This window comes from Streptomyces sp. NPDC007901 (assembly GCF_042959465.1).
In the GTDB taxonomy this organism is placed as follows: Bacteria; Actinomycetota; Actinomycetes; order Streptomycetales; family Streptomycetaceae; genus Streptomyces.
This window is the reverse complement of the sequence record NZ_JBIBKW010000002.1, coordinates 605,501-631,213: the sequence shown is the minus strand read 5'-3', so window position 1 is coordinate 631,213 and position 25,713 is coordinate 605,501. Positions and strand designations below refer to the sequence as shown.

General features: G+C 71.3%; 27 protein-coding genes. 9 read left to right on the top strand and 18 right to left on the bottom strand.

What is annotated here, in order from left to right; genetic code table 11:
• Positions 1-85 precede the first annotated feature (85 nt).
• From ACFZDK_RS08635 to hisI, 5 genes are all read right to left on the bottom strand, one after another.
• Entirely contained in the window at positions 86-535 is a 450-nt protein-coding gene (locus ACFZDK_RS08635) for a DUF2752 domain-containing protein (RefSeq protein WP_390971092.1), read from the bottom strand.
• Between the two features lie 78 nt (positions 536-613).
• Positions 614-874 (bottom strand): HGxxPAAW family protein, encoded by a 261-nt coding sequence (locus tag ACFZDK_RS08630; RefSeq protein WP_390971091.1) that lies wholly within the window; start codon positions 872-874, stop codon positions 614-616.
• 219 nt (positions 875-1,093) lie between these two features.
• A complete protein-coding gene (locus tag ACFZDK_RS08625) occupies positions 1,094-1,738 on the bottom strand; it encodes a TIGR02234 family membrane protein (RefSeq protein ID WP_390971089.1) in 645 nt (214 codons plus the stop codon).
• 61 nt (positions 1,739-1,799) lie between these two features.
• Entirely contained in the window at positions 1,800-3,296 is a 1,497-nt protein-coding gene (locus ACFZDK_RS08620) for an anthranilate synthase component I (protein ID WP_390971087.1), read from the bottom strand.
• A gap of 11 nt (positions 3,297-3,307) precedes the next feature.
• Positions 3,308-3,748 (bottom strand): phosphoribosyl-AMP cyclohydrolase, encoded by a 441-nt coding sequence (gene hisI, locus ACFZDK_RS08615; RefSeq protein ID WP_390971085.1) that lies wholly within the window; start codon positions 3,746-3,748, stop codon positions 3,308-3,310.
• 73 nt (positions 3,749-3,821) lie between these two features.
• On the opposite strand from hisI, the gene ACFZDK_RS08610 reads away from it, so the two are divergent.
• Positions 3,822-4,457, top strand: coding sequence for a TIGR03085 family metal-binding protein (locus tag ACFZDK_RS08610; RefSeq protein ID WP_390971083.1), 636 nt, complete (start codon positions 3,822-3,824; stop codon positions 4,455-4,457).
• 10 nt (positions 4,458-4,467) lie between these two features.
• Positions 4,468-4,866, top strand: coding sequence for a VOC family protein (locus ACFZDK_RS08605; protein ID WP_390971081.1), 399 nt, complete (start codon positions 4,468-4,470; stop codon positions 4,864-4,866).
• Between the two features lie 4 nt (positions 4,867-4,870).
• Here ACFZDK_RS08605 and hisF read toward each other — a convergent pair whose 3' ends face one another.
• The 8 genes from hisF to hisD are packed head-to-tail and all read right to left on the bottom strand — an operon-like array spanning position 4,871 to position 10,611.
• Positions 4,871-5,626 carry an imidazole glycerol phosphate synthase subunit HisF gene (hisF, locus tag ACFZDK_RS08600; RefSeq protein ID WP_359209719.1) on the bottom strand — a complete coding sequence of 252 codons (756 nt, stop codon included), beginning with the start codon at positions 5,624-5,626 and terminating at the stop codon, positions 4,871-4,873.
• 25 nt (positions 5,627-5,651) lie between these two features.
• The gene (locus ACFZDK_RS08595; RefSeq protein ID WP_390971079.1) at positions 5,652-6,044 is read right to left on the bottom strand and encodes a Rid family hydrolase; all 393 of its coding nucleotides are present in this window, start codon (positions 6,042-6,044) and stop codon (positions 5,652-5,654) included.
• Between the two features lie 16 nt (positions 6,045-6,060).
• Positions 6,061-6,783 (bottom strand): bifunctional 1-(5-phosphoribosyl)-5-((5-phosphoribosylamino)methylideneamino)imidazole-4-carboxamide isomerase/phosphoribosylanthranilate isomerase PriA, encoded by a 723-nt coding sequence (priA, locus tag ACFZDK_RS08590; RefSeq protein ID WP_390971077.1) that lies wholly within the window; start codon positions 6,781-6,783, stop codon positions 6,061-6,063.
• Positions 6,780-7,430 (bottom strand): imidazole glycerol phosphate synthase subunit HisH, encoded by a 651-nt coding sequence (gene hisH, locus ACFZDK_RS08585; protein ID WP_390971075.1) that lies wholly within the window; start codon positions 7,428-7,430, stop codon positions 6,780-6,782. Before hisH ends, priA begins: the two co-directional genes overlap by 4 nt.
• The gene (locus ACFZDK_RS08580) at positions 7,421-7,585 is read right to left on the bottom strand and encodes a hypothetical protein (protein ID WP_390971072.1); all 165 of its coding nucleotides are present in this window, start codon (positions 7,583-7,585) and stop codon (positions 7,421-7,423) included. Before ACFZDK_RS08580 ends, hisH begins: the two co-directional genes overlap by 10 nt.
• 4 nt (positions 7,586-7,589) lie before the next feature.
• Complete coding sequence (gene hisB / locus ACFZDK_RS08575; protein WP_133028294.1) at positions 7,590-8,183, bottom strand: imidazoleglycerol-phosphate dehydratase HisB; 594 nt, start codon at positions 8,181-8,183, stop codon at positions 7,590-7,592.
• Positions 8,180-9,289, bottom strand: a complete 1,110-nt coding sequence (locus ACFZDK_RS08570; RefSeq protein ID WP_390971070.1) for a histidinol-phosphate transaminase — start codon at positions 9,287-9,289, stop codon at positions 8,180-8,182. The genes hisB and ACFZDK_RS08570 overlap by 4 nt, the downstream gene beginning before the upstream one ends.
• Positions 9,286-10,611, bottom strand: coding sequence for a histidinol dehydrogenase (gene hisD / locus ACFZDK_RS08565; protein ID WP_390971068.1), 1,326 nt, complete (start codon positions 10,609-10,611; stop codon positions 9,286-9,288). Before hisD ends, ACFZDK_RS08570 begins: the two co-directional genes overlap by 4 nt.
• Positions 10,612-10,812: 201 nt before the next feature.
• Between hisD and ACFZDK_RS08560 the strand changes: the two genes are divergently transcribed.
• The 4 genes from ACFZDK_RS08560 to ybaK all read left to right on the top strand — a co-directional run bounded on the left by ACFZDK_RS08560 (position 10,813) and on the right by ybaK (position 14,855).
• The gene (locus ACFZDK_RS08560; protein WP_390971066.1) at positions 10,813-12,390 is read left to right on the top strand and encodes an oxidoreductase; all 1,578 of its coding nucleotides are present in this window, start codon (positions 10,813-10,815) and stop codon (positions 12,388-12,390) included.
• Between the two features lie 137 nt (positions 12,391-12,527).
• Entirely contained in the window at positions 12,528-13,580 is a 1,053-nt protein-coding gene (locus tag ACFZDK_RS08555) for a hypothetical protein (RefSeq protein ID WP_390971064.1), read from the top strand.
• 11 nt (positions 13,581-13,591) lie between these two features.
• The gene (locus tag ACFZDK_RS08550) at positions 13,592-14,332 is read left to right on the top strand and encodes an LON peptidase substrate-binding domain-containing protein (RefSeq protein ID WP_390971062.1); all 741 of its coding nucleotides are present in this window, start codon (positions 13,592-13,594) and stop codon (positions 14,330-14,332) included.
• A gap of 16 nt (positions 14,333-14,348) precedes the next feature.
• On the top strand, positions 14,349-14,855 hold the full coding sequence (gene ybaK, locus ACFZDK_RS08545; protein ID WP_390971060.1) for a Cys-tRNA(Pro) deacylase: 507 nt from the start codon (positions 14,349-14,351) through the stop codon (positions 14,853-14,855).
• Between the two features lie 515 nt (positions 14,856-15,370).
• Here the strand turns inward: ybaK and ACFZDK_RS08540 are convergent.
• From ACFZDK_RS08540 to ACFZDK_RS08525, 4 genes are all read right to left on the bottom strand, one after another.
• Positions 15,371-16,030, bottom strand: a complete 660-nt coding sequence (locus tag ACFZDK_RS08540; RefSeq protein ID WP_390971058.1) for an AAA family ATPase — start codon at positions 16,028-16,030, stop codon at positions 15,371-15,373.
• 34 nt (positions 16,031-16,064) lie between these two features.
• Positions 16,065-16,889: an ABC transporter permease gene (locus ACFZDK_RS08535; protein WP_390971057.1), complete on the bottom strand. Its 825-nt coding sequence runs from the start codon at positions 16,887-16,889 to the stop codon at positions 16,065-16,067.
• A gap of 100 nt (positions 16,890-16,989) precedes the next feature.
• On the bottom strand, positions 16,990-17,964 hold the full coding sequence (locus ACFZDK_RS08530; protein WP_390971056.1) for an ATP-binding cassette domain-containing protein: 975 nt from the start codon (positions 17,962-17,964) through the stop codon (positions 16,990-16,992).
• A gap of 200 nt (positions 17,965-18,164) precedes the next feature.
• Entirely contained in the window at positions 18,165-19,385 is a 1,221-nt protein-coding gene (locus ACFZDK_RS08525) for an NYN domain-containing protein (RefSeq protein ID WP_390971054.1), read from the bottom strand.
• 220 nt (positions 19,386-19,605) lie between these two features.
• On the opposite strand from ACFZDK_RS08525, the gene ACFZDK_RS08520 reads away from it, so the two are divergent.
• Positions 19,606-19,785, top strand: a complete 180-nt coding sequence (locus ACFZDK_RS08520; protein WP_390971052.1) for a hypothetical protein — start codon at positions 19,606-19,608, stop codon at positions 19,783-19,785.
• A gap of 113 nt (positions 19,786-19,898) precedes the next feature.
• Here ACFZDK_RS08520 and dnaE read toward each other — a convergent pair whose 3' ends face one another.
• Positions 19,899-23,438, bottom strand: coding sequence for a DNA polymerase III subunit alpha (dnaE, locus tag ACFZDK_RS08515; protein ID WP_390971050.1), 3,540 nt, complete (start codon positions 23,436-23,438; stop codon positions 19,899-19,901).
• A 182-nt stretch (positions 23,439-23,620) separates the two neighbouring features.
• Between dnaE and ACFZDK_RS08510 the strand changes: the two genes are divergently transcribed.
• A complete protein-coding gene (locus ACFZDK_RS08510; RefSeq protein WP_390971048.1) occupies positions 23,621-24,946 on the top strand; it encodes a DUF2252 family protein in 1,326 nt (441 codons plus the stop codon).
• A 67-nt stretch (positions 24,947-25,013) separates the two neighbouring features.
• A complete protein-coding gene (locus ACFZDK_RS08505) occupies positions 25,014-25,700 on the top strand; it encodes a hypothetical protein (RefSeq protein WP_390971047.1) in 687 nt (228 codons plus the stop codon).
• The last annotated feature ends 13 nt before the right edge of the window (positions 25,701-25,713 follow it).

Genomic DNA, 25,713 nt, shown 5'->3' with positions numbered 1-25,713 from the left:
GGTCACCTGCGATGGTATCCGCAGGACGGCACTGGCCTCGCATCGAGTTGACGCCGGTCCCACTACCTGGACGTTCGCCAGTCGATCAAGGATGCAACCAGCCACCGAACGGCAGGTTCCGGACAACGGTGAAGACCAGCACCAAGGCGCCCAGCGTCCACATCTGCACCGGCCTGAGCACGATCCGGGCGGGCCGGCCGCGCACCGCGCGCACCACCCAGACGGTCCACACGACGGCGAAGGCCAGATAGGCGACCACACCGGCCGCGTTGTCCCGCAGCGCGGCCAGGAAGTCCCCGTGGACGAACGCGTGCGCGCTGCGCAGGCCGCCGCAGCCGGGGCAGTACAGGCCGGTGAACCGGTACAGCGGGCAGACCGGGTAGTGGCCGGGCTGGTTGGGGTCGACGGTCCCGACGTAGGCGAAGGCACCGACGACCGCGCCCAGCACGGCGACGGGCACGGCCAGCCGGCCCCGGAGGGAGGGCATCGCCGGTGGGACGGCTGCGCGCTGGATGTCGGCGTTCACGCCTCGCATTGTGCCCCGTACCGTCGGCACACGCGCGTGAGGGGCGCCCCCGATCTCTCGGGGGCGCCCCTCAGGAAGCTTCGCGGGTCAGCTCTCGGCGCCGACCGGCTCGCGGGTGGCGGCGGCCGAGGTGGTGTAGGAGAGCGCGGCGGCCTGCTTCGGCTGGCCGAGACCCATGGAGCGCATGATCATGCCGACCACACCACCGAGGACCACGATCACCATGCCGGCCCAGAAGCCGAGCGGCTGGGCCATCACCATGAAGGCGCCCGCGACGCAGAAACCGATGAAGGCGATGGTGACGCCGGTCCAGGCGGCCGGGGTGTGACCGTGGCTGCTGCCCGCCATGACTTGCTCCTCGTTAGCTGGTGCGTGTCGTACGTGCCGTCCGTGGCCGCGCTCGTACGGGTCCGTTCCGGACGCTCGTCCTCCATTGTCCCGTACGAGTCCCCGTGCCGGACGCGGGGGTGACGTCTGATTCGCCACATCGACTGAAGCGCCCCGATACGGGGAACTGCGCGACCAGCCACAACGCACCCGCAGCCGACCGACAACCCATTCCCGATCTCACGCTCCGGTCGGATCCTCGCCCCGGTCCAGCGCCTTCCAGATGTCCTCGGGCCGGTCCGGATCCACCGGCTTCGGCGCCCGGCGCGGCCGCTCCGCCCCCGTGCCCCGCTCGTAACGCCCGGACATGGCGGGCCACAGCCGCCCGTAGCGCAGCGCCAGCAACCCCGCGACCAGGATGAGCGCACCGCCGGCCGCGGCGACGTACGGCCAGCCGGTGTGGCTGAGCGCAGCGACCGTCGCGGAGGTGTCACCGCTGGCCTGGGCGGCCTTCTCGTCGAGCGCGGAGTCGTCGGAGGCGCCCAGCAGGGCCGCGGCGAGGATGCCGGCGCCGGAGAGCGCGAGCAGCCCGGAGACCACGAAGCGGCCGGCCCTGCGGACGGCGAAGACGGCGACGAGCGCGGCGAGGCCCACTATGGCGAGGGCCGCGGGGACGCCCGTGACGTCGCTGCCCTTGGCGGTCAGCGGGAAGTCGCCGCCGGCCACCGTCGCGGTGCCCTCGGCCCAGCGCTGCCGGGTGGACAGCAGGGCCACGGCCGCGCCGAGCGCGCCGAACAGGAGCGCCGCGGCAAGGCTGCGGCGGCCGGAGCGCTCGGGTGCGGCGGCTTCGGAAGGGGGGTGAGGAACAGCAGTCACGTACTCCACTATCGCCTGAACCCCGGGCGAACGGTCACCCGGGGTCGCGTGAGAAGCGCCCCACTCGCCCCTACTCGCCCTGCGCGCCCAGTCTGTTGGCCGTGTGCACGGCCCGCAGGACCGCCGCCGCCTTGTTGCGGCACTCCTGGTCCTCGGCGACCGGATTGGAGTCGGCGACGATACCGGCGCCCGCCTGGACGTACGCCGTGCCGTCGCGCAGCAGGGCGGTGCGGATGGCGATGGCGGTGTCGGAGTCCCCGGCGAAGTCGAGGTAGCCGACGCAGCCGCCGTACAGCCCCCTTCTGGACGGCTCCAGTTCGTCGATGATCTGCATCGCCCGGGGCTTGGGGGCACCGGAGAGGGTGCCGGCCGGGAAGCAGGCGGTGAGGACGTCGAAGGCGGTGCGGCCCTCGGCGACCTTTCCGGTGACCGTCGACACGATGTGCATGACGTGCGAGTACCGCTCGACGGACATGAAGTCGACGACCTCGACGGAGCCGGGCTCGCAGACCCGGCCCAGGTCGTTGCGTCCGAGGTCGACGAGCATCAGGTGCTCGGCGCGCTCCTTGGGGTCGGCCATCAGCTCGTCGGCGAGGGCCTGGTCCTCCTGCGGGGTGGCCCCGCGCGGGCGGGTGCCGGCGATGGGGTGGACCATGGCCTGCCCGTCCTCGACCTTGACGAGCGCCTCCGGACTGGATCCCACGACGTCGAACCCGTCGAAACGGAAGAGGTACATGTACGGCGACGGGTTGGTGGCCCGCAGGACGCGGTAGACGTCCAGCGCAGACGCCGTGCACGGCGTCTCGAAGCGCTGGGAGGGGACGACCTGGAAGGCCTCGCCCGCGCGGATGCGCTCCTTGATGTCCTCGACGGCGACCTGGAAGTCGGGGCCGCCCCACAGGGCGGTGTACTCGGGAAGCTCCGAGGGCGGCAGGACGGCGGGCGGCTGGGCGACCGCGCGGGAGAGGTCCCGCTCCATCGCGTCCAGCCGGGCCACGGCGTCGGCGTGGGCCTCGTCGACGCCCGTGTCGAGGTCGTTGTGGTTGATCGCGTTGGCGATCAGCAGGACCGAGCCCTCCCAGTGGTCCATGACGGCCAGGTCGCTGGTGAGCAGCATGGTGAGCTCGGGCAGTGCGAGGTCGTCCCGCTCGCCCGGGCCGATCTTCTCCAGGCGGCGCACGATGTCGTAGCCGAGGTAGCCGACCATGCCGCCGGTGAAGGGCGGGAGGTCCTGGTCGTGGGGGGTGTGCAGGGCCTCGATGGTGGCGCGCAGGGCGGCCAGCGGGTCGCCCTCGACCGGGACGCCGACCGGCGGGGCGCCGAGCCAGTGGGCCTGGCCGTCCCGGGTGGTGAGGGTGGCCGAGGAGCGGACGCCGACGAAGGAGTACCGAGACCATTGATACGCCGTGCGGCCGTTCTCGGCGGACTCCAGCAGGAAGGTGCCGGGGCGCTCGGCGGCGAGCTTGCGGTAGAGCGCGACCGGGGTGTCGCCGTCGGCGAGGAGCTTGCGGGTGACCGGGATGACGCGCCGGTCGGTCGCCAGCTTGCGGAAGGTCTCGAGGTCCATGGCGGCAGACCTTACTGATCCGAGGCGGGTGTGCCGGAACCGGCGCCCTCGTGGGCGTGCTCGACGTCCTTGAGGAGCACGTCGGCGTCGAAGCAGGTGCGGTCGCCGGTGTGGCAGGCGGCGCCCACCTGGTCGACCTTGACCAGCACGGTGTCGGCGTCGCAGTCGAGCGCGACCGACTTGACCCACTGGAAGTGGCCGGAGGTGTCGCCCTTGACCCAGTACTCCCGGCGGCTGCGCGACCAGTAGGTGCAGCGGCCGGTGGTGAGGGTCCGGTGCAGCGCCTCGTCGTCCATCCAGCCGAGCATCAGCACCTCGCCGGTGTCGTACTGCTGGGCGATGGCGGGCAGGAGGCCGTCGGCGCTGCGCTTGAGGCGGGCGGCGATCTCCGGGGCGAGGCCACTGGACGGGGGTGTACCCGTCGTACCGGTCGTACTGGTCATGGGTGCCATTGTGCCGCGCCGCACCGACAGTCACGGTCCGTGTCCACTGTCCGGACGCTGGGTATGGCCGTAGGCTGGCGGTATGTCGACCTTCGCCAAGCGTGAACGGCTTCTGCTCGCCGACCTCTTGGAGACCGCCGGTCCCGAGGAGCCGACCCTCTGCGAGGGCTGGCTGACCCGTGATCTGGCCGCGCACGTGGTGGTGCGCGAGCGCCGGCCGGACGCGGCCGGGGGCACCCTGATCAAGCAGCTCGCGCCGCGCCTGGAGAAGGTGACGGCGGAGTTCGCCGCGAAGCCGTACGAGGAGCTGATCCAGCTGATCCGTACCGGCCCGCCGCGGTTCTCGCCGTTCCAGCTGAAGCAGGTGGACGAGGCGGCCAACACGGTGGAGTTCTACGTCCACACGGAGGACGTCCGCCGGGCCCAGCCGGACTGGTCGCCGCGCGAGCTGGACCCCGTCTTCCAGGACGCCCTGTGGGCGCGTCTGGAGCGCACCGCGCGGCTGCTGGGCCGGGGTGTGCCGACCGGTCTCGTCTTGCGCCGCCCGGACGGCCAGACGGCGGTCGCGCACCGGGGAGCCCCCGTGGTGACGGTGACGGGCGAGCCCTCCGAGCTGCTGATGTTCGCCTTCGGCCGGCAGAGCGCAGCGAAGGTCGAGGTGGACGGCGACGAGAACGCGATCGCCAAGCTGCACGACTCCAGGCAGCTGGGCATCTGAGGAGCACGCGGTGATCAAGGTCGCGATGACGAATGTCTACGTCGACGACGTGACCAGGGCGCACGCCTTCTACACCGACGTCCTCGGCTTCGAGACCCGCACCCGCCTCGACCTGGGCGGCGGCACCCTGTTCATCACGGTCGGCGCGCCGGGCGGGGCCCAGCAGGACCTCCAGCTGCTCCTGGAGCCCGGCCAGGGCCCCGTCGCGGAGCCGTACCGCAAGGCCGTCTACGAGGCGGGGCTCCCGGCGATCGTCTTCTCGGTGGACGACATCCACGCGGAGTACGAGCGGCTGCGCGCCCTCGGCGTCCGGTTCGCGCACGAGCCGCAGGAGCAGGGCCCGGTGATCGCGGCCGTCCTGGACGACACGGTCGGCAACCTGATCCAGCTGGCCCAGCCGAAGGGCTGACCTGCTAGCGCACGGGGTGCCCGGCCTCCCGCAGCGCCTGCTTCACCTCGCCGATGCGCAGGTCGCCGAAGTGGAAGACGGAGGCCGCGAGGACCGCGTCCGCGCCCGCGCCGACGGCGGGGGCGAAGTCGGCCAGCTTGCCGGCGCCGCCGGAGGCGATGACCGGGACCGTGACGTGCTTGCGGACGGCCGTGATCATCTCCAGGTCGTAGCCGTCCTTGGTGCCGTCCGCGTCCATGGAGTTGAGCAGGATCTCGCCGGCGCCGAGTTCGGCGGCCCGGTGGGCCCACTCGACCGCGTCGATGCCGGTGCCGCGGCGGCCGCCGTGGGTGGTGACCTCGAAGGAGCCCGCCTCGGTGCGGCGGGCGTCGACGGAGAGGACCAGCACCTGGCGGCCGAAGCGCTCCGCGATCTCACGGATGAGGTCGGGGCGGGCGATCGCCGCCGTGTTGACGCCCACCTTGTCGGCGCCGGCCCGCAGCAGCTTGTCGACGTCCTCGGCGGTGCGCACCCCGCCGCCCACCGTCAGCGGGATGAACACCTGCTCGGCGGTGCGGCGCACCACGTCGTAGGTGGTCTCCCGGTTGCCGGAGGACGCGGTGATGTCCAGGAAGGTCAGCTCGTCGGCGCCCTCCGCGTCGTACACCTTGGCCATCTCGACCGGGTCGCCCGCGTCGCGCAGGTTCTGGAAGTTGACACCCTTGACGACCCGGCCGTTGTCCACGTCCAGGCAGGGGATGACTCGGACCGCCAGGGTCATGAATCCACGGCTCCTCTGTATGCCTCTAGCCTCGGAAGGCTTCCAGTTCGACTTCGACCAGGATGCGCGGGTCGACGAAACCCTCCACGACCAGCAGGGTGGACACCGGGCGCACCCCGTCGAAGATCTCCTTGTGGGCCCGGCCCACCGCGTCCACGTCCCGGACGTGGGTCAGGTACATCCGTGTGCGGATCACCGACTCGGGTCCGAGCCCGAACTCGGCGATCGCCTCCAGGGCCGCGGTGAAGGCCACCTTGGCCTGCTCGTACGGGTCGCCCTCCCCGTACAGCACCGTGCCCTTGAAGGACGTCGTACCGCCCACCACGACCCGGTCGCCCGCCGCCACGGCGCGGGCGAAACCGAAGGACTCTTCCCAGGGACTTCCGCTCTGCGCGCGCCGTACGGCCTCAAACGTCATGACACTGTGCCCTTTTTCAAGATGTAGCCTCCAGTGCTTCTTCCAAGGTGAACGCCTTGGCGTACAGCGCCTTTCCGACGATGGCGCCCTCGACACCGAGGGGTACCAGTTCGGCCAGCGCACGGAGGTCGTCGAGCGACGACACGCCGCCGGAGGCCACGACCGGCCGGTCCGTCGCCGCGCAGACGTTGCGCAGCAGCTCCAGGTTCGGGCCCTGGAGGGTGCCGTCCTTGGCGATGTCGGTGACGACGTAGCGCGCGCAGCCCTCCTTGTCGAGGCGGGCCAGCGTCTCGTAGAGGTCGCCGCCGTCCCGGGTCCAGCCGCGGCCGCGGAGGGTGGTGCCCTTGACGTCCAGGCCGACCGCGATCTTGTCGCCGTGCTCGGCGATGACCCTGGCGACCCACTCCGGGGTCTCCAGGGCGGCCGTGCCGAGGTTGACCCGGGTGCAGCCGGTGGCGAGGGCGGCGGCCAGGGTGGCGTCGTCGCGGATGCCGCCGGAGAGCTCGACCTTGATGTCCATGGCGTGGGTGACCTCGGCGACCAGCGCGCGGTTGTCGCCGGTGCCGAACGCGGCGTCCAGGTCGACCAGGTGGAGCCACTCGGCGCCCGACGCCTGCCAGGAGAGGGCGGCTTCGAGGGGGGAGCCGTAGGAGGTCTCGGTTCCCGACTCGCCGTGCACGAGGCGGACGGCCTGGCCGTCGCGGACGTCGACGGCGGGGAGGAGTTCGAGCTTGCTCACAGTGTTCCGATCCAGTTGGTGAGGAGCTGGGCGCCGGCGTCGCCGGACTTCTCGGGGTGGAACTGCGTGGCCCACAGGGCGCCGTTCTCGACGGCGGCCACGAACGGCTTGCCGTGCGTGGCCCAGGTGACGAGCGGGGCCCGCATCGACGCGTTGTGCGTCTCCAGCGACCAGTCGTGGACGGCGTAGGAGTGTACGAAGTAGAAGCGCGCGTCGGTGTCCAGGCCGGCGAACAGGGCCGAGCCGGGCGCCGCGTCCACGGTGTTCCAGCCCATGTGGGGCACGATCTCGGCCTGGAGCGGCTCGACCGAGCCGGGCCACTCGTCGAGGCCCTCGGTCTCCACGCCGTGCTCGATGCCGCGCGCGAACAGGATCTGCATGCCGACGCAGACGCCCATGACCGGCCGCCCGCCGGACAGCCGGCGGTCGATGATCCAGTCCCCGCGGGCCTCCTTGAGGCCCTGCATGCAGGCGGCGAAGGCGCCGACGCCCGGCACCAGCAGCCCGTCCGCGTTCATGGCCTTGTCGAAGTCACGGGTGATCTCGACGTCGGCCCCGGTGCGGGCGAGGGCCCGCTCGGCGGACCGCACGTTCCCGAAGCCGTAGTCGAAGACGACGACCTTCTTGGAGGATCCGCTCAATTCCACACCTCCAGCCTCACGACACCCGCCGCCAGGCACATCGCGGCGCCGATCGAGAGCAGCACGATCAGGCTGGTGGGCATCTTCTGCTTGACGAAGGAGATGATTCCGCCGACCAGGAAGAGGCCGACGACGATCAGTACGGTGGACAGCCCGTTCATGGCTTTACAGCGCGCCCTTCGTCGAGGGGAGGATGCCGGCCGCGCGCGGGTCACGCTCGGAGGCGTAGCGCAGCGCCCGTGCCAGCGCCTTGAACTGGCACTCCACGATGTGGTGCGCGTTGCGCCCGTAGGGCACGTGCACGTGCAGCGCGATCTGCGCCTGGGCCACGAAGGACTCCAGGATGTGCCGAGTCATGGTGGTGTCGTACTCGCCGATCATCGGCGCCATCTTCTCGGGCTCGGTGTGCACGAGGTACGGGCGGCCGCTCAGGTCCACGGTCACCTGGGCGAGGGACTCGTCGAGCGGGACCGTGCAGTTGCCGAACCGGTAGATCCCCACCTTGTCGCCGAGGGCCTGCTTGAAGGCGGCGCCGAGGGCGAGGGCGGTGTCCTCGATGGTGTGGTGCGAGTCGATGTGCAGGTCGCCGTCGGTCTTCACGGTGAGGTCGAACAGACCGTGCCGGCCGAGCTGGTCGAGCATGTGGTCGTAGAAGCCGACGCCGGTCTTGATGTCGGTCTTGCCGGTGCCGTCGAGGTCGATCTCGACGAGGACCGAGGTCTCCTTGGTGGTGCGCTCCACGCGCCCTACGCGGGTCATGCGTCCAGCTCCTTCTTGACTTCACGTACCGCGTCGAGGAACGCGTCGTTCTCTTCGGGGGTTCCGGCGGACACCCGCAGGAAGCCGGGCACACCGTTGTCCCGGACGAGGACTCCCCGGTCGAGGATCTTCTGCCAGACGGCGTGCGGCTCCTCGAACCGTCCGAACTGCACGAAGTTCGCGTCGGACTCGGTGACCTCGAACCCGGCCGCCCGCAACTCGGCGACCAGCCGGTCCCGCTCGGCCTTCAGTTGCTCGACGTACTTCAGCAGCGTGTCGGTGTGCTCCAGGGCGGCCAGCGCGGTCGCCTGGGTGATCGCCGACAGGTGGTACGGCAGCCGTACGAGCTGTACGGCGTCCACCACCGCGGGGTGCGCGGCGAGGTAGCCGAGGCGCAGGCCGGCCGCCCCGAAGGCCTTCGACATCGTCCGGGAGACGACGAGATTCGGCCGTCCTTCGAGCAGCGGCAGCAGCGAGGCGCCGTGGCTGAACTCGATGTAGGCCTCGTCGACGACGACCATGGAGGGCTTGGCGGCCTGGGCGGCCTCGTAGAGCGCGAGGACCGTCTCGGGCGGCACCGCGTTGCCCGTGGGGTTGTTGGGGGTGGTGATGAAGACGACGTCCGGCTTGTGCGCGGCGATGGCCGCCGAGGCGGCCTCGACGTCGAGGGCGAAGTCCTCGCGCCGCGGGCCGGAGATCCAGCCGGTGCCGGTGCCGCGGGCGATGAGCGCGTGCATCGAGTACGACGGCTCGAAGCCGATCGCGGTGCGGCCGGGGCCGCCGAAGGTCTGCAGCAGTTGCTGGATGACCTCGTTGGAGCCGTTGGCCGCCCAGACGTTCGCGAGGGAGAGCGGGTGGTTGCCGGTCTTCGTGAGGTACCTGGCCAGCTCGGTGCGGAGCTGGACCGCGTCCCGGTCGGGGTAGCGGTTCAGGTCGCGGGCGGCCTCGCGGACCCGCTCCACGATCCGCTCGACCAGCGGCTCGGGCAGCTGGTAGGGGTTCTCGTTGGTGTTCAGCCGTACCGGAACGTCCAGCTGGGGCGCTCCGTAGGGGGACTTGCCGCGCAGCTCGTCCCGTACGGGGAGATCGTCGATTCCGAGGTTCACTTGCTCGCCGGTACCTTCCACCCGAACCTTGCCTTGATCGCCGCGCCGTGCGCGGGCAGGTCCTCCGCCTCCGCCAGCGTGACCACGTGGTGCGCGACGTCGGCCAGCGCGTCCTTCGTGTAGTCCACGATGTGGATGCCGCGCAGGAAGGACTGCACGGACAGGCCGGAGGAGTGGCAGGCGCAGCCGCCGGTGGGCAGCACGTGGTTGGACCCGGCGGCGTAGTCGCCGAGGGAGACCGGCGCCCAGGGCCCGATGAAGATCGCGCCCGCGTTGCGGACCCGGTCGGCCACGGCGGCGGCGTCGGCCGTCTGGATCTCCAGGTGCTCGGCGCCGTACGCGTCGACGACCCTGAGGCCCTCCTCGACGCCGTCGACCAGGACGATCGCGGACTGCCGGCCCTTCAGGGCGGGGACGATCCGGTCGTCGACGTGCTTGGTGGCCGCGACCTGCGGTGCCAGCTCCTTCTCGACCGCGTCCGCGAGCTCCACCGAGTCGGTGACCAGGACGGCGGCGGCCAGCGGGTCGTGCTCGGCCTGGCTGATCAGGTCGGCGGCGACGTGCACCGGGTCGGCGGTGGCGTCCGCGAGGACCGCGATCTCGGTCGGGCCGGCCTCGGCGTCGATGCCGATCTTTCCGGTGAAGTAGCGCTTGGCGGCGGCGACCCAGATGTTGCCGGGGCCGGTGACCATGTCGGCGGGCGGGCAGGACTCGGTGCCGTACGCGAACATCGCGACGGCGGTGGCGCCGCCGGCCGCGTATACCTCGTCGACGCCGAGCAGGGCGCAGGCGGCGAGGATGGTCGGGTGCGGCAGACCGCCGAACTCCGCCTGGGCGGGCGAGGCCAGCGCGATGGACTCGACGCCGGCCTCCTGGGCCGGGACGACGTTCATGACGACGGAGGACGGGTAGACCGACCGCCCGCCCGGCGCGTACAGCCCGACGCGCTCCACCGGCACCCACTTCTCGGTGACCGAACCGCCGGGCACCACCTGGGTCGTGTGGTTCGTACGACGCTGCTCGCGGTGGACGAGACGGGCGCGCCGGATGGACTCCTCCAGGGCCGCGCGCACCGCCGGGTCGAGCTCCGCCAGGGCCTTCTCGAGCGCCTGGGCGGGCACCCGCACCTGCTCGAGGGTGACCCCGTCGAACTTCTCGGCGAAGTCGATCAGCGCCGCGTCGCCCCGATGATGCACGGCCTCGCAGATCGGACGCACCTTCTCCAGGGCGGCCGAGACGTCGAAGTCGGCTCGGGGCAGCAGGTCGCGCAGTGCGGGGCCCTCGGGGAGGGCGTCGCCGCGCAGATCGATTCGGGAGATCACAGACCCAATTCTCTCAGACGGCACTCGGGGCCCGTCCGCGCGTATCAATGGCTGATACAGAACCTGGGCCAACGGCCGGTACATAGCCTGGCCGGAACCCGGAAGATCGTGTTCACCATCTGTGTTCGGGATCTCACCCACCGGGCATCACCGGTTGTACCGAAACATGACTCACGAGTAGTTGAGGAAGAAGGAAGAGCCGTGACCGAGGGGGACGGCGTCCGGGACGGGGACCTGCCGGACGATCTGACCGCGGCCGAGGCCGGTATGTGGCAGGCGTTCCGCAACGGCAGTGTGTACGACCTGAGCAGCGGCGACGCGCAGGTGGACGATCCGCACGGCGGCCATCCGTGGGGGCCGGAGCGGACCGTGCGGGCGCGGATCGTGTGCTGGCTGCTGCTGGACGGGCCGCCGGCACTCGCGGGCCGGGTGGCCTCGCTGAAGCTGGCCGGGGTACGGATCAGCGGCACGCTGGACCTGGCGGGCGGCACCGTCACCCCGTACCTGGAGCTGCGCGGCTGCCGGTTCGACGACGAGATCCTGCTGCCGGAGGCGCACTTCACGACCGCGCGGTTCGTGGACTGCGCGGCGCCCCGGCTGGAGGCCGCGCGGGTGCACACCGAGGGCGATCTGCATCTGCCGCGCTGCCGGTTCCTGGGCGGGGTCCGGCTGACCGACGCGCACATCGGCACCGACCTGCTGCTGAACCAGGCGGTGGTGTACCGGGACCGCAGCGGCCGGTCGATCGCGGCGGACGGCATGACCGTGGGACAGGATCTGCAGGCGGAGCTCCTCGAGTCGCACGGGGAGCTGAGCCTGCGCAGCGCCAAGGTGGGTGTCTCGCTGAGCCTGCGCGGCGCCCGGCTGCGCAACCCGGACGGGCGGTTCGCGCTGAACGCGCCCCAGCTGACCGTCGGCCGCACCCTCTACCTCACCCCGGCCGGGGTGGGCGGCCCCTGGCAGAGCGGCACGACCCCGGCGCGCGGGACCCGGATCCAGCGGTTCGAGTGCCAGGGCGGGATACGGCTGGACGACGGGCGGTTCGGGGACGCCATCGACCTGGAGCGGGCACGGTTCACCTTCACGGACAGCCAGCAGCTGTCGCTGCGCCGGGTGCAGGCGCCGGAGCTGCGGTTCCTCGGCGAGGAGCCGCAGCGCGGCGGGGTGCTGCTGTCCGGCGCCCGGGTGGTCAACCTGGTCGACCGGGCGACCAGCTGGCCGGGCCCGGGGCGGCTGCACATGGGCGGCTTCGCCTACGAGAACCTGGTGCCGCAGGGCCCGTTCCCGCTGACCCGGCGGCTCGGCTGGGTGGCGGCGGCCACCGCCGAGTACAACCCGGAGCCGTACGAGCGGCTGGCGACCGTGCTGCGGGCCGCCGGCGAGGACGAGGACGCCCGCGAGGTGCTGCTCGCCAAGCAGCGGCGGCGCCGCGAGACGCTGCCGCCGGCCGCCAAGGTCTGGGGGTACGCGCAGGACCTGACGGTGGCCTACGGCTACCGGCCGGGCCGGGCGGCGGTGTGGATGGCGGTGCTGTGGGCGGCGGGCACGCTCGCCTTCGCGCACGCCCCGCATCCGCCGATGGGCCCGGGCGGCCACCCGGTCTGGGATCCGGCGCTGTTCGTCCTCGACCTGCTGCTGCCGGTGATCGACCTGGGCCAGGCCGGCCAGTGGCGGCTCAGCGGCGGCTGGCAGTGGGCGGCGGCCGTGATGATCCTGCTGGGCTGGATCCTGGCAACCACGGTGGCGGCGGGGGCGACGCGGCTGCTGCGGCGGGGGTAGCGCTTCTTCTGACAGGTACCCAACAGGTGAGCAACAGTCACCTTTTACCTGTCCTTGACCTGGAGTCGTACAACTTTCGTGGAGTTGGCCGGGCGGTCTGGCGCAGGCCCGACCAGCGGACATTCAATGGCGGAACCATGGCTTCACTGCGCGCGCTGTTCCGTTCCGCACGGACGGCAAGAACCACCTCGCGCCCCGCCCTCGGCCCGCTGCCGGCTGACGACGAGGTACTTCTCGACGCGCCCGACGAACAGCTCGCCCCGGTGCTGATCGCGGCCGGCCAGGGCGCGTACGAACCCGCCGCGGCCCTGCTGGCCGGTACCCGGGCCGCGACCGAGTGGGAGGCACGGGACCGGTACGTGCACCGGCTGGCCCTCTTCGCCCGCTCGCGCGCCGAGTGGCTCGACGACTGGTTCCGGGCCGCCCCGCACGACCCCGACCTGCTGCTGCTCCGGGCCCAGCTGGCGGTGGACCACGCCTGGGGTTCCCCCGCCCGATCCGAGTTGCTACGCGCGGTGAGTCCCGTGATCACGGCCGCCGCCCGGGGCGACGACCGCGACCCGGTCCCATGGCGGATCGCCCTGGACCACGCCCGCGGCTCGAACGCCGGCCACAAGTACTTCGAGGAACTCTGGGAGGCCGCGGTCCGCCGCGCCCCGCACCACTACGGCTGCCATGTGGCGGCCCTGCGCTACCTGGGCACGTACTGGCACGGCTCGCACGGCGAGTGCTTCGACTTCGCCGACACGGCCGCGCAGGACGCCCCGCCCGACTCGCTCGTCCAGGCCCTGCCCGCCCGCGCGGCCTTCGCCTATCTCACCGACGGCTGCGGCCCCGAGGTGCCGCGCGCCCGCCTGGACGTGGCGGCCGACCGGGCGATCACGCTCTCCGCGCGGTTCCCGGCGGCCGACCTCTGGCCGGCCGAGGTCCGCAACAAACTGATGTACCTCCTGGTCCGGCTGGAACGCTGGGAGGACGCCCGCACCCAGCTGCACATGATCGGCCCGTACGCCACGTCGTTCCCCTGGGCCCGGCTGTCCGACGACCCGCTGGGCCATTTCGTACGGCTGCGGGCCCAGCTGCTGGCCGGTACCGAGCCCCATCCCGAGGCCGGCCCGACCCTCTCGCCGAGGGCCTCGGGACTTCCACGGGCCGAGCACGGCGGACAAGTCCCCGCCGATGACCACTAGGCTGTGGCGCCGTGACCACCGTCCGTCTCCCCCTCTTTCCGCTGAACTCGGTGCTGTTCCCGGGGCTGGTGCTGCCGTTGAACGTCTTCGAGGAGCGCTATCGCGCCATGATGCGCGACCTGCTGAAGACCCCCGAGGAAGAACCGCGCCGGTTCGCCGTCGTCGCGATCCGCGACGGCCACGAGGTGGCACCGAGCGCGCCGGGCATGCCGGACCCGACGGCCCAGCCCGACCGGGGCCCGGCGGCCGGCTTCGGACCCGACCCCCTCACGTCCTTCCACCGGGTGGGCTGCGTGGCGGACGCGGCGACGATCCGGGAGCGGGCGAACGGCACGTTCGAGGTGCTGGCGACAGGGACGAGCCGGGTGCGGCTGCTCTCCGTCGACGCGTCGGGACCGTTCCTGACCGCGGAGCTGGAGGAGCTGGAGGAGGACCCCGGCGACGAGGCGGGCGCGCTGGCCGAAGGAGTGCTGCGGGCCTTCCGCCAGTACCAGAAGCGCCTGGCGGGAGCCCGGGAGCGTTCGCTCTCCAGCGGGGTCGACCTCCCCGACGAGCCCTCCGTCGTCTCCTACCTGGTCGCCGCCGCGATGATGCACGACACCCCCACCAAGCAGCGGCTGCTGCAAGCCCCCGACACGGCCTCCCGCCTCCGCGACGAGCTGAAACTCCTTCGCTCCGAAACGGCGATCATCCGTAACCTGCCGTCATTGCCCGCGTCGGAGCTGACGCGGTCGCCGACGAGCCTGAACTGAGCCGGGGTTTCCTGACATGCCGAAGAAGCCGAAGAAGCAGCAGCAGTCCGGGGGCGGCACCCCGGCGACGGTGGCCCTGACCGCGGCGGGCGTGGACTTCACCGTCCACTCCTACGAGCACGACCCCTCCCACCCGTCCTACGGCGAGGAGGCGGCGGAGGCGATGGGGGTCTCCCCGGACCGTGTCTTCAAGACCCTGGTCGCGGACGTGGACGGCACGCTCACGGTCGCGGTCGTCCCGGTCGCGGGCAGCCTGGACCTCAAGGCTCTCGCCACGGCGGTGGGCGGCAAGCGGGCGGCGATGGCGGACCCGGCCCTCGCCGAACGCACGACAGGCTATGTCCGCGGCGGCATCTCCCCGCTCGGCCAGCGCAAGAAGCTCCCCACGGTCCTGGACGCCTCCGCCTCGGCCCACGCCACCATCTGCGTCTCGGCCGGCCGCCGCGGCCTGGAGGTCGAACTGACACCCACGGCCCTCGCCGACCTCACCCGAGCCACCCTCGCCCCCATCGGACGTGCGTGACCCCTCGACGAAGCCTCCGTCCTGGGTTAAGTACGGAAGGCATGTCGAAGAAGACCCGGAAAAGGAAGTGGCGCATCAAGAAGGGCCGCTCGAACCACGGCCGCCGTCCGGCATAGGGGTCGGGGGCGCGGCCACCTGCCGACCACAGGCCGCACGTGGCCGGTCGCACAGTTCCCCGCGCCCCTGACTCTTCCGCCCACACCGGCATTGAAGAGCCCGCCCGGCTATGACGACCCCAGCCGCATCTTCAGCCCGCCCGGCGTTCGACGACCACGGCGCCAAGCCACATCTTCAGCCCGTCCGGCGTTCGAGGACCACGGCGCCAAGCCACATCTTCAGCCCGTCCGGCGTTTGAGGACCACGGCGCCAAGCCACATCTTCAGCCCGTCCGGCGTTTGAGGACGAGGCCGTTCAGGCCGAAGGGGGGTCTGGGGGCGCAGCCCCCAGGGGGCGGGGGTCGAAGGGGGCGCGGCCCCCTGGGGATGGGACGGGTAGGGGCGGCGGGGGCGAGAAAACTACGCCGGTGGTGCGGCGTACGGTCCGTCCGCATACGGCGGCTCGGGGTCACGGGGCCCGAACAGCGCCATCAACCCCAGATGCACCAGCAACGCCGACAACGACCACGCCAGCAACGCCCCCCTCGCCCCGAGCTTCAGCGGCGCGGAGAACGTCACCCCCTTCCCCACCGCCTTGGCATGGGCGATCACATCCTGCTCCGGCCCCAGCCACACCCCCAGCCGCCACGCGAGCAGCGACCCCAGCAGCCCTCCCACACCCAGCGCCACCACCAACGGCACACCCCCACGCCGCCGCCACAGGAACACCACGACCGCACTCACCACCCCGAAGGCCAGCGCCAGCAGCGTGAACGTTCCGTCCACGCCCGCCGCCTGCTCACCCTCGGTGTCCTTGAGGTAGACCGCCCAGCTCTTCCCGGACTGGTCCGCCACCAGCGGCACATGCGGCGCCAGCCACAGCCACAGCAGCCCCAGCAGCGCACCGCTCACGGCCACCGCGAGGACGATCACCGCGGCCTCCCGCAGTTCGGTCTTCATCCCGGGACCGTCCTGTCCGTACTCTGCTCCGAACCCCGCCCCGGCAGGCGGCGGCGCCTGCCAGGCCTGGTGCGAGGGCTGGTCGTGCGGCGGCGGAGGCGGCGTCAACGGTGCGGTCACCCTGACATCGTGCCAGGTCGGCCTGTGTGGTGCGTCACCGGACGGCGGCCCTGCGGTACGCCCAGGTGGCGAGGGCCAGCGACACGACCCCCACCCCGGCGCACACACCCAGGTCAGCGAGGACGACGGCCCAGTCGGGCGCCGCCCCGAAGGTCCGGGCGTAGGCCTCCACGCCGTACGTCGACGGCAGCAGATCACGGGCGAACTGAATGATCGCCGGCATCCGGTCCGGCGGCAGCACACCGAGCAGCAGCGCCGCGGACATGCCCAGCTGTCCGAGCAGCGTGGCGAGTTCGGGGCGCGGGGCGAGCAGTCCGCAGGCCGCGCCCAGCCCCGCCAGGGCGGCCCCGGCGAGCGGGATCACGGCGACGAGGATCCACAGGTTCCCCAGCGGCAGCCCGAAGAGCACACACCCGAAGACGGCCGTGACCAGCGTCCCGGGCACGGTGAAGGAGGCGTACGCCGCGGCCGCCCCGAGCACCACCGAGGCCGGCGGCACCGGCAGCGTGGCGTAGTGGTCGAGACCGCCGCTCGCCCGCAGCTGCCCGAAGTACTGGGCCAGCAGGTTCAGCGCCACGTAGGCGACGACGACCACCGAGGACCCCGCCACCACGGACTGGGCCTCGCCACGGCTGTCGACCACCCCGCGCATCATGATCATGATGCCGACGGACTGGAAGGTCGCGACGAACAGCAGCGGGATCCGTGCCACCCGGGCCCGGGACAGCTGGGCCCGGTAGACGGCCACCAGCGACGGCCACAGCCGCGCGCGCGGACCCAGCTCGGCCGCCGCACCCGGCACCGTCTCCTCCACGGCCAGGGCACCGCCCGGCAGAACCTCCGCGGGTACGACACTCACGTCGCGCTGCTCCTCTTCCCTGCGGCATCCACGGCACGTACGGCCGCCGCGCCTTCCCGTACGGGCCCGGTCGCCCCGGCGTTCACGCACACGCTCACGGTCACGCCTTCACCAGCCCCTGCCGTGCGGCCCCGCCCAGCGCCAGATAGACGTCCTCCAGGCTGGGCGTGGCGAGGGTGAAGTCGTCGAGGGCGGCGAAGGCGGCCCCGCCGGTCACGGTGGCGACGACGGCCCGCGCCTCCTCGGGCGCGAGCCGCAGCGTCCAGCGCCGGCCGGACTCGGTGGCCCGCTCCCGCAGGACGGCCACCTCGGGCACCTCCAGCGGGGCCTGCTCCCGCCACACCAGCTCGACCCGCACCTCTCCGGCGACGCGCTCCTTGAGCCCGGCCGGGGTGTCACAGGCGATGACCCGCCCCTGGTCGAGCACGGCGACCCGGTCCAGCACGGTCTCGGCCTCGATCACGTTGTGGGTGACCAGGACGACGGTCGCTCCCTGCTCGGCGCGCCGCCGGTCGACGGCGGCCCACACGGCCCGCCGGGCGACGGGGTCCATCCCGGTCGTCGGCTCGTCCAGCACCAGCAGCGACCGCTGCCCGACCAGCGCGGCGGCGAAACAGGCCAGCCGCCGCTGTCCCCCGGAGAGCTTCTTGAGCGCCCGCCCGGCGATCGGGGTCAGGCCCAGTTCCTCCAGTACGGCGTCGCGCTCGCTCCGCGCCTGCCGTACGTCCAGTCCGCGCAGCCGCCCGGTGGTCTCGGCCGCGAGGGACACGGTCAGCTCGTCCAGGGCGGTGGACTCCTGTCCGAGATAGGCGAGGATCCGCGCGGCCCGCTCCGGGTGCCGCACGATGTCGTGCCCGAGGATCTCGACACTGCCGGCGTCGGGCCGCAGCAGTCCCGTGAGCTGCCGCACCAGCGTCGACTTGCCGGCCCCGTTCGGCCCCAGCAGCCCGAAGATCTCGCCCCGCCGGACGTCCAGCTCCACCCCGTCGGTGGCCCGCACCTCGGGCACCCCGGGAGCCCCGCGCCGCCCCTTGACCGCGGCGTAGGTCTTGGTCAGCCCACGCACGGCACACACGACATCACCCTGCCGCCGAAGTGCCCGACCCACGCCCGTACTCACAAGGGACGAGACTACGGGGTCGCCCACGTTTACTCGCCTTTGGGGCGCCTAGCCTGTTACCACGGCGGGGAGCAGCGCCCCTGAAAGGGGCGCGGGGAACTGCGCGACCAGCCCCCACCCACCCGCACCCGAAATCACTCCCCCAGCGCCCCCACTCACTCCGCCGACGCATGCTCCCCGGCCCCCGCCGGAACATCGAACTCTCTCCAGAACCCCGCCCGAATGGCGTACCGGTCGTGCTCGTCGATCTGGTCGTCCTTGTGCGCCAGCAACCCGAACCGGGCCGCGTACCGCAACAGCTCCCCGTCGATCCGGTGCGGAATCCTCGGATACATCCCGGACAGCCGCTGCAGATGCCCCTGGTCCCCGAGCCGCGACATCCACCGCCGGGCGAACACCTGCCCCACCTCGTACGGATCCCCGCCGACAGTCGTGATGTCCTCCTCCCGGTCGGCCCACCGCTGCTCCGCCGTGGTCAGCTGCGCCAGCGTCGGCATGGAGGCGGCCTCCGCCGACTCCGCGACGGCCCCCGGCCGGTCCACCCACCCCTTGTCGGAGGACCACCGCAGGGTGGCCGTGGTCACCGGATGCTGGACCGGCTGCGCGCCCGGCGCCCGCAGCGCGGCGAGGTCCTTCGGCGTCGGCACCCCCTTCGGCGCCGGCACCCGCTCCACCGCCCCGTTCTCCACCGCGGCGACCGGCGCCCGGTCCGCCTCCTCGCCCCCCGGGCCGGCCGCGGGCGCCAGCGAGGACTCGGGCAGCGGTGCCGACAGGATCGCGGCGATCTCCGGCCGCGGCACCGGCGGCGGCGCGCACACGCCCGTCAGCTCCTTCGCCCGTACCGCCTGGGTGATCCACGCCCGGTCCAGGACCCGTCGCTCGTCGGCCTCCGCGACCAGGTCCTCGGACTGGTTGTAGTCCCCGTCGGCCGCCTGCACGGCCCACAGGTGTACGGCGACCCCGTGCTCCTTCGCGGCCATCATGCCCGGCAGCAGATCCCCGTCGCCGGTCACCAGGACCACATCGGAGCAGGCGCGGTTGCGGGCCAGCTCGGTCAGCTCGGCGTGCATGGCCGCGTCCACGCCCTTCTGGGCCCAGCGTCCGTCGCTGCGGGTCAGCGCGCCGAGCCGGACGGTCACCCGGGGCATCACGCGCAGCCGGCGGTGTTCCGGCTGGGGGACGCGGTCGGGAGCGCCGTCGAACCAGTAGATGCGCAGCAGTGGACGCTCGGTGTCGGACTCCGCGCGGTCGCGCAGCGCCTGGATCAGCGCGGCGTGGTCGACGGTGATGCGGGAACGGGAGGGCTCACCGGCGAGGAGACTGGCGGCGGCACCCAGCAGATACCCGGCGTCCACCAGGACGATGCAGCGGTCCACGCGACTCACCCTCTTTCCGGGAGGTTTGCTTTCGGGGCTTCCTTCGAGTCTGCCCGACCACGCGGGGGTTAACGGCCCGAACTCGATCTTCGGCGTGGCGTTTCGAGACCTTGCTCTCCGACAAGCCCTGTTACAGACGGTAATTATCCGAAATGCGTCTGTTGTCAGCCTATGTGAGTCTGAATTCGGCCCCTAGATCCCCCACAGGAGGCAGATCACCATGGCCAAGAACAAGAACCGCAAGGGTGGCTCCCAGAACCGCACCTCGCAGCAGACCGAGCAGACCCACGAGCACGGGCAGCGTACGTCGAACGAGTCCCAGGACTCGCCGGTGTCGCACATCCAGGGCAGCCCGGCGGACGTGGCGCGCAAGAAGCAGAAGAGCTTCGGCCACAACTGAGCGGACCCCCGGGTCCCACAGGGCTGTTGAAGCCCGGGCACACAGAAGGGGCGCACCCGATGCGGGTGCGCCCCTTCCGCGCGCTCAGGGGCCGGCAGGGCCCGGCACCGGACCTATCCGGCCAGGCAGGACGGGCCGAGCAGGACCTTCAGGTCGCCGAACAGGGCCGGGTCCGGCTTCACCCGGTGCCGGTCCAGGCGCAGCACGGTCGTCTTGGTCGGCCCCTGGAGCTTGATCCGGACCTCGCTGTCGCCCTTGTGGTGGCTGAGGATCTCGCCGAGGCGGCTGACCATCGGCGGGGTGACCCGGGTGGCGGGGATGGTGAGGATCACGGGCGCGTTGGTCCCGGCGTTGGACAGGTCCGGGATCGCCAGCTCCATGGCGACCAGCCGGGGCACGTCCTCGCGCTTGTCCAGGCGGCCCTTGACGAACACGACCGCGTCCTCGACGAGTTGGGTCGAGATCAGCTGGTAGGTCGCCGGGAAGAACATGCACTCGATGGAGCCCGCGAGGTCCTCCACGGTGGCGATCGCCCAGGCGTTGCCCTGCTTGGTCATCTTGCGCTGCAGGCCCGAGATGATGCCGCCGATGGTGACCACCGCGCCGTCGGCGTGCTCGCCGCCGGTGAGCTGGGCGATGCCCGCGTCGGCCTTGTCGGAGAGCACGTGCTCCAGGCCGAAGAGCGGGTGGTCGGAGACGTACAGACCGAGCATCTCCCGCTCCTGGGCGAGCAGATAGGTCTTCTCCCACTCGTCGGTGGTGAACTCGACGTCCAGTCCGAAGCCGGGCTCGCTGTTCTCCTCCTCGCCCATCCCGCCGAAGAGGTCGAACTGCCCCTCGGCCTCCTTGCGCTTGACCGCGACCACGTTGTCGATCATCGGTTCGTACTGCGCGGTGAGGCCCTTGCGGGTGTGCCCCATGGTGTCGAAGGCGCCGGCCTTGATCAGCGATTCCGTGGTGCGCTTGTTGCAGGCGACCGCCTCGACCTTGTCGAGGTAGTCGGGGAAGGACACGTACTTGCCCTTGGCCTTGCGGCTCCTGATGATCGACTCGACCACGTTGGTACCGACGTTGCGCACGGCCTCCAGGCCGAACAGGATCACGTCGTCGCCCTGCGCCGCGAAGTTGTGCACCGACTCGTTGACGTTCGGCGGGAGCACCTTGATGCCCATGCGGCGGCACTCGTTCAGGTAGACGGCCGACTTGTCCTTGTCGTCCTTGACCGAGGTGAGCAGCCCGGCCATGTACTCGGCGGGGTGGTTCGCCTTCAGGTAGGCGGTCCAGTACGAGACCAGGCCGTACGCGGCGGAGTGCGCCTTGTTGAAGGCGTAGCCGGCGAAGGGGACCAGCACGTCCCACAGGGCCTGGATCGCCTCGTCGCTGTAACCCTTGTCGCGGGCGCCCTTCTGGAAGAGGACGAAGTTCTTGGCCAGTTCGTCGGGCTTCTTCTTGCCCATCACGCGGCGCAGGATGTCGGCCTCGCCGAGCGAGTACCCGGCGATGATCTGGGCGGCCTTCTGGACCTGCTCCTGGTAGACGATCAGGCCGTAGGTGACGGCCAGGACCTCTTCCAGGGGCTCCTCCAGCTCCTTGTGGATCGGGGTGATCTCCTGGAGCTTGTTCTTGCGCAGCGCGTAGTTGGTGTGCGAGTCCATGCCCATCGGGCCCGGACGGTAGAGCGCGGAGACGGCGGAGATGTCTTCGAAGTTGTCGGGCTTCATCAGGCGCAGCAGCGAGCGCATGGGTCCGCCGTCGAACTGGAAGACGCCCAGGGTGTCGCCGCGCTGGAGGAGTTCGAAGGTCTTCGGGTCGTCGAGCGGCAGGGCCAGCAGGTCGAGGTCGATGCCCTTGTTGGACTTCACCATCTTGACGGCGTCGTCCATGATCGTCAGGTTGCGCAGGCCGAGGAAGTCCATCTTCAGCAGGCCGAGCGACTCGCACTGCGGGTAGTCCCACTGCGTGATGGTCACGCCGTCCGTGTGCCGCACCCAGATCGGGGCGTGGTCGACGATGGGCTCGCTGGACATGATCACGCCGGCGGCGTGCACACCCATCTGCCGGACCAGGCCCTCGACGCCCTTCGCGGTGTCGATGACCTTCTTGACGTCCGGCTCGTTCTCGTACATCCCGCGGATCTCGCCGGCCTCGTTGTAGCGCGGGTGCGAGGGGTTGGTGATGCCGTCGAGGTCGATGCCCTTGCCGAGGACGTCGGCGGGCATCGCCTTGGTGAGACGGTCGCCCATCGCGTACGGGTAGCCCAGCACGCGCGCGGAGTCCTTGATCGCGTTCTTGGCCTTGATCTTGCCGTAGGTGCCGATCATGGCGACCTTGTCGGCGCCGTACTTCTCGGTCACGTACCTGATCACCTCGACGCGCCGACGCTCGTCGAAGTCGATGTCGACATCGGGCATGGAGACGCGCTCGGGGTTGAGGAACCGCTCGAAGATCAGGCCGTGCGGGATCGGGTCGAGGTCGGTGATGCCCATGGCGTAGGCGACGATCGAGCCGGCCGCGGAGCCTCGGCCGGGGCCGACCGCGATGCCGTTCTTCTTGGCCCACATGATGAAGTCGGCGACGACGAGGAAGTAGCCCGGGAACCCCATCTGGATGATGACGTCCATCTCGTACTCGACCTGCTTCTGCCGGTCCTCGGGGACACCGCCCGGGAAGCGGCGGTCCATGCCCCGGCGGACCTCCTCCTTGAACCAGGTGACCTCGGTGTAGCCGTCGGGGATGTCGAACTTCGGCATGAGGTTCTTGGCCTCGAACATGCCGGTGGTGTCGACCATCTCGGCGACCAGGAGCGTGTTGGCGCAGCCCTCCTGCCAGGCGTCCGAGGAATCGATGGCATACATCTCGTCCGTGGACTTCAGGTAGTAGCCGGTGCCGTCGAACTTGAAGCGGTCCGGGTCGGAGAGGTTCTTGCCGGTCTGGATGCACAGCAGGGCGTCGTGGGCGGTCGCCTCGTGCGCGTACGTGTAGTGCGAGTCGTTCGTCACCAGCGGCGGGATGCCGAGCTTCTTGCCGATCTCCAGCAGGCCGTCGCGGACCCGGTGCTCGATCTCGATGCCGTGGTCCATCAGCTCCAGGAAGTAGCGGTCCTTGCCGAAGATGTCCTGGTAGTCGGCGGCGGCCTTCAGTGCCTCGTCGTACTGACCTAGGCGCAGCCGGGTCTGGAGCTCGCCGGAGGGGCAGCCGGTGGAGGCCACGATCCCCTCGGACCACTGGGAGATCGTCTCCTTGTCCATCCGGGGCCACTTCTGCAGCCAGCCCTCGGCGTACGCGTCCGAGGAGAGCCGGAAGAGGTTGTGCAGCCCCGTGCTGTTCACGGCCCACATCGTCTTGTGGGTGTAACCACCGGAACCGGAGACGTCGTCCCGCTTCTGGTGCGGCTGGCCCCACTGGATCTTGCGCTTGTTGCGCCGGGACTCGGGGGCGACGTACGCCTCGATCCCGATGATCGGGGTGACCCCGGCCTTCTTCGCCGTGTGGAAGAAGTCGTACGCCCCGTGCAGGTTGCCGTGGTCGGACATGGCGATGTGCGTCATGCCCATCTCGTTGCAGGCGTTGAACATGTCCTTGAGCCGCGCGGCACCGTCCAGCAGCGAGTACTGGGTGTGGACGTGCAGGTGCGTGAAGGGCGGCTTTGACACGGTTTCGGCCTCCAAAGGAAACAGGCGTCGACGATCTTCCGACCGGCTGCGGACAGTCTGGGGGGACAGCGCCGAAGTCTATGCCCCGGGACTGACACAGTCCGGGCACTCCCACGTACCTTCGTGCGTTGAGTACGACGGAAACGCTGTCGTACACGTCATGCACCAGGAGGCACCCAGCGATGTCGGTCCACCGGCTCAACGACGAGCAGCGCGGCGAGGAGATCCTCGCCGTTTTCGACACCGCCTTCGGCGAGCTGCTGGCCGCCGACCCCGCCGCGTTCCGTGTGAAGTTCCGGAAGATGGCGGCCTCGGCGTTCGCCTTCTACCGGGGCACGGCGGCGCTGTTCTGCCATGACACAGACGCCGAGAAGCGCGGCGGCCCCTACCTGGACGAGCGCACCTCGCGCGTGTGGATCCACGGCGATCTGCACGCGGAGAACTTCGGCACGTACATGGACTCCAACGGCCGCCTGGTCTTCAACGTCAACGACTTCGACGAGGCCTACATCGGCCCCTTCACCTGGGACCTGAAGCGCTTCGCCGCCTCCATCGCGCTGATCGGGTACGCGAAGGCGCTCAGTGACGAGCAGATCACCGAGCTGGTCGAGGTGTACGCGGGCGCCTACCGGGAGCGGATCCACGCGCTGGCGACCGGGGCCAAGAGCGACGAGGTGCCGCCGTTCACCCTGGACACCGCCGAGGGCCCGTTGCTCGGGGCACTGCGCGCGGCGCGCTCGCTGACCCGCTTCGAGCTGCTGGACTCGATGACGGAGATCCGCGACTTCGAGCGCCGCTTCGCCTCCGGCGGCGGCTCCATCGAGCTGGACGCCGCCACCCGCTACAAGGTCCTGGCGGCCTTCGACGGCTATCTGGAGACCCTCCCGGAGTCGTCCCTGTCCCGCCCGGACTCCTACCGCGTGAAGGACGTCGTCGGCCGCCGGGGCATCGGCATCGGCTCGGCGGGGCTGCCGTCGTACAACATCCTCCTGGAGGGCTCCACGGACGCCCTGGAGAACGACGTCGTGATCTACATCAAGCAGGCCCAGACGCCGGCGGTCTCCCGGCACATCACGGACCCGGCGATCCGGGACTACTTCCAGCACGAGGGCCACCGCACGGTGATCTCGCAGCGCGCGCTGCAGGCCCACGCCGACCCGTGGCTGGGCTGGACCGAGCTGGACGGCGCGGGGCAGCTGGTCGCCGAGGTCTCGCCGTACGCGGTGGACCTGGACTGGGGCGACATCGACGACCCGGAGGAGATCGCGGCGGTCGTCGCGGACCTCGGCCGGGCCACGGCGTCCATGCACTCCGCGGCCGACGACCAGTCCGGCGAGTCCCTGGTGCCCTTCTCCACCGAGCGCGCCATCGACGCGGCGATCGCCGCCGACGAGGACGGCTTCGCGCCCCTGCTGACCGACTTCGCACACAGCTACGGCGCACGCGCGCGTGCCGACCACCAGATCTTCGTCGACCTCTTCCGCAACGGCCGCATTCCAGGGCTGTAACCTTCGCGGATTCACAGGGCCCTTTTAGGGGTCTCCTACATGGGCACGTGACAGACTCTCCACCGCTATGGACATATCCGGGACCCAGCTCAGAGCCGTGCGCGCGGCGCTGTTCACGGCCTTCGTCGTGACGCTCAGCACCGCGTCGCACGTGCTGCTGTCCCGGGCCCCGCTGCCGTTCACGACGGTGGCCGCGGTCGCCGCCGGTGTGTTCGCCACGGCGTACGCGCTGGCGGGCCGCGAGCGCGGCTTCGGCCGGATCGCGGCCCTGCTGATCCCGCTGGAGCTGGCCGCCGACACGGTCTTCACCACCGGTCAGCACGCCTGCTACGGCCGGGCGGGCGGCCCCATCGCCGGGCCGCTGCGCGCGGTCGGCTTCGACGTGCTCTGCCACGGCGGCGCCGTCGGCACCCCGCTGGCGCAGATGGCCGGCGGCTCCCGCGCCTCCGCGGTCCTCGCGCACGCCGACCCGGGCGCCGCCTGGCTGCTGCTCGCCGCGCACATCGGCGTGGGCCTGCTGGCCGCCGCCTGGCTGCGCCGCGGCGAGCGCGCCCTGACCCAGTTGCTCCGCGCGATCGCCGCCACCACCTTCCGCCCGCTGCTCCTCGCGGTCGCCGCGGGCGCGGTCCGGCCGGTTCCGGTACGACGGCTGCCGCGCCCGGCGCCGCGGGCGGCCGCCGCCCGCGACCTGGTCCTCGTGCACTCCCTGGGACGGCGTGGACCGCCGTGCTCCCCGGCGCTCGCCTACACCTGAGCGCCGCCTCCCG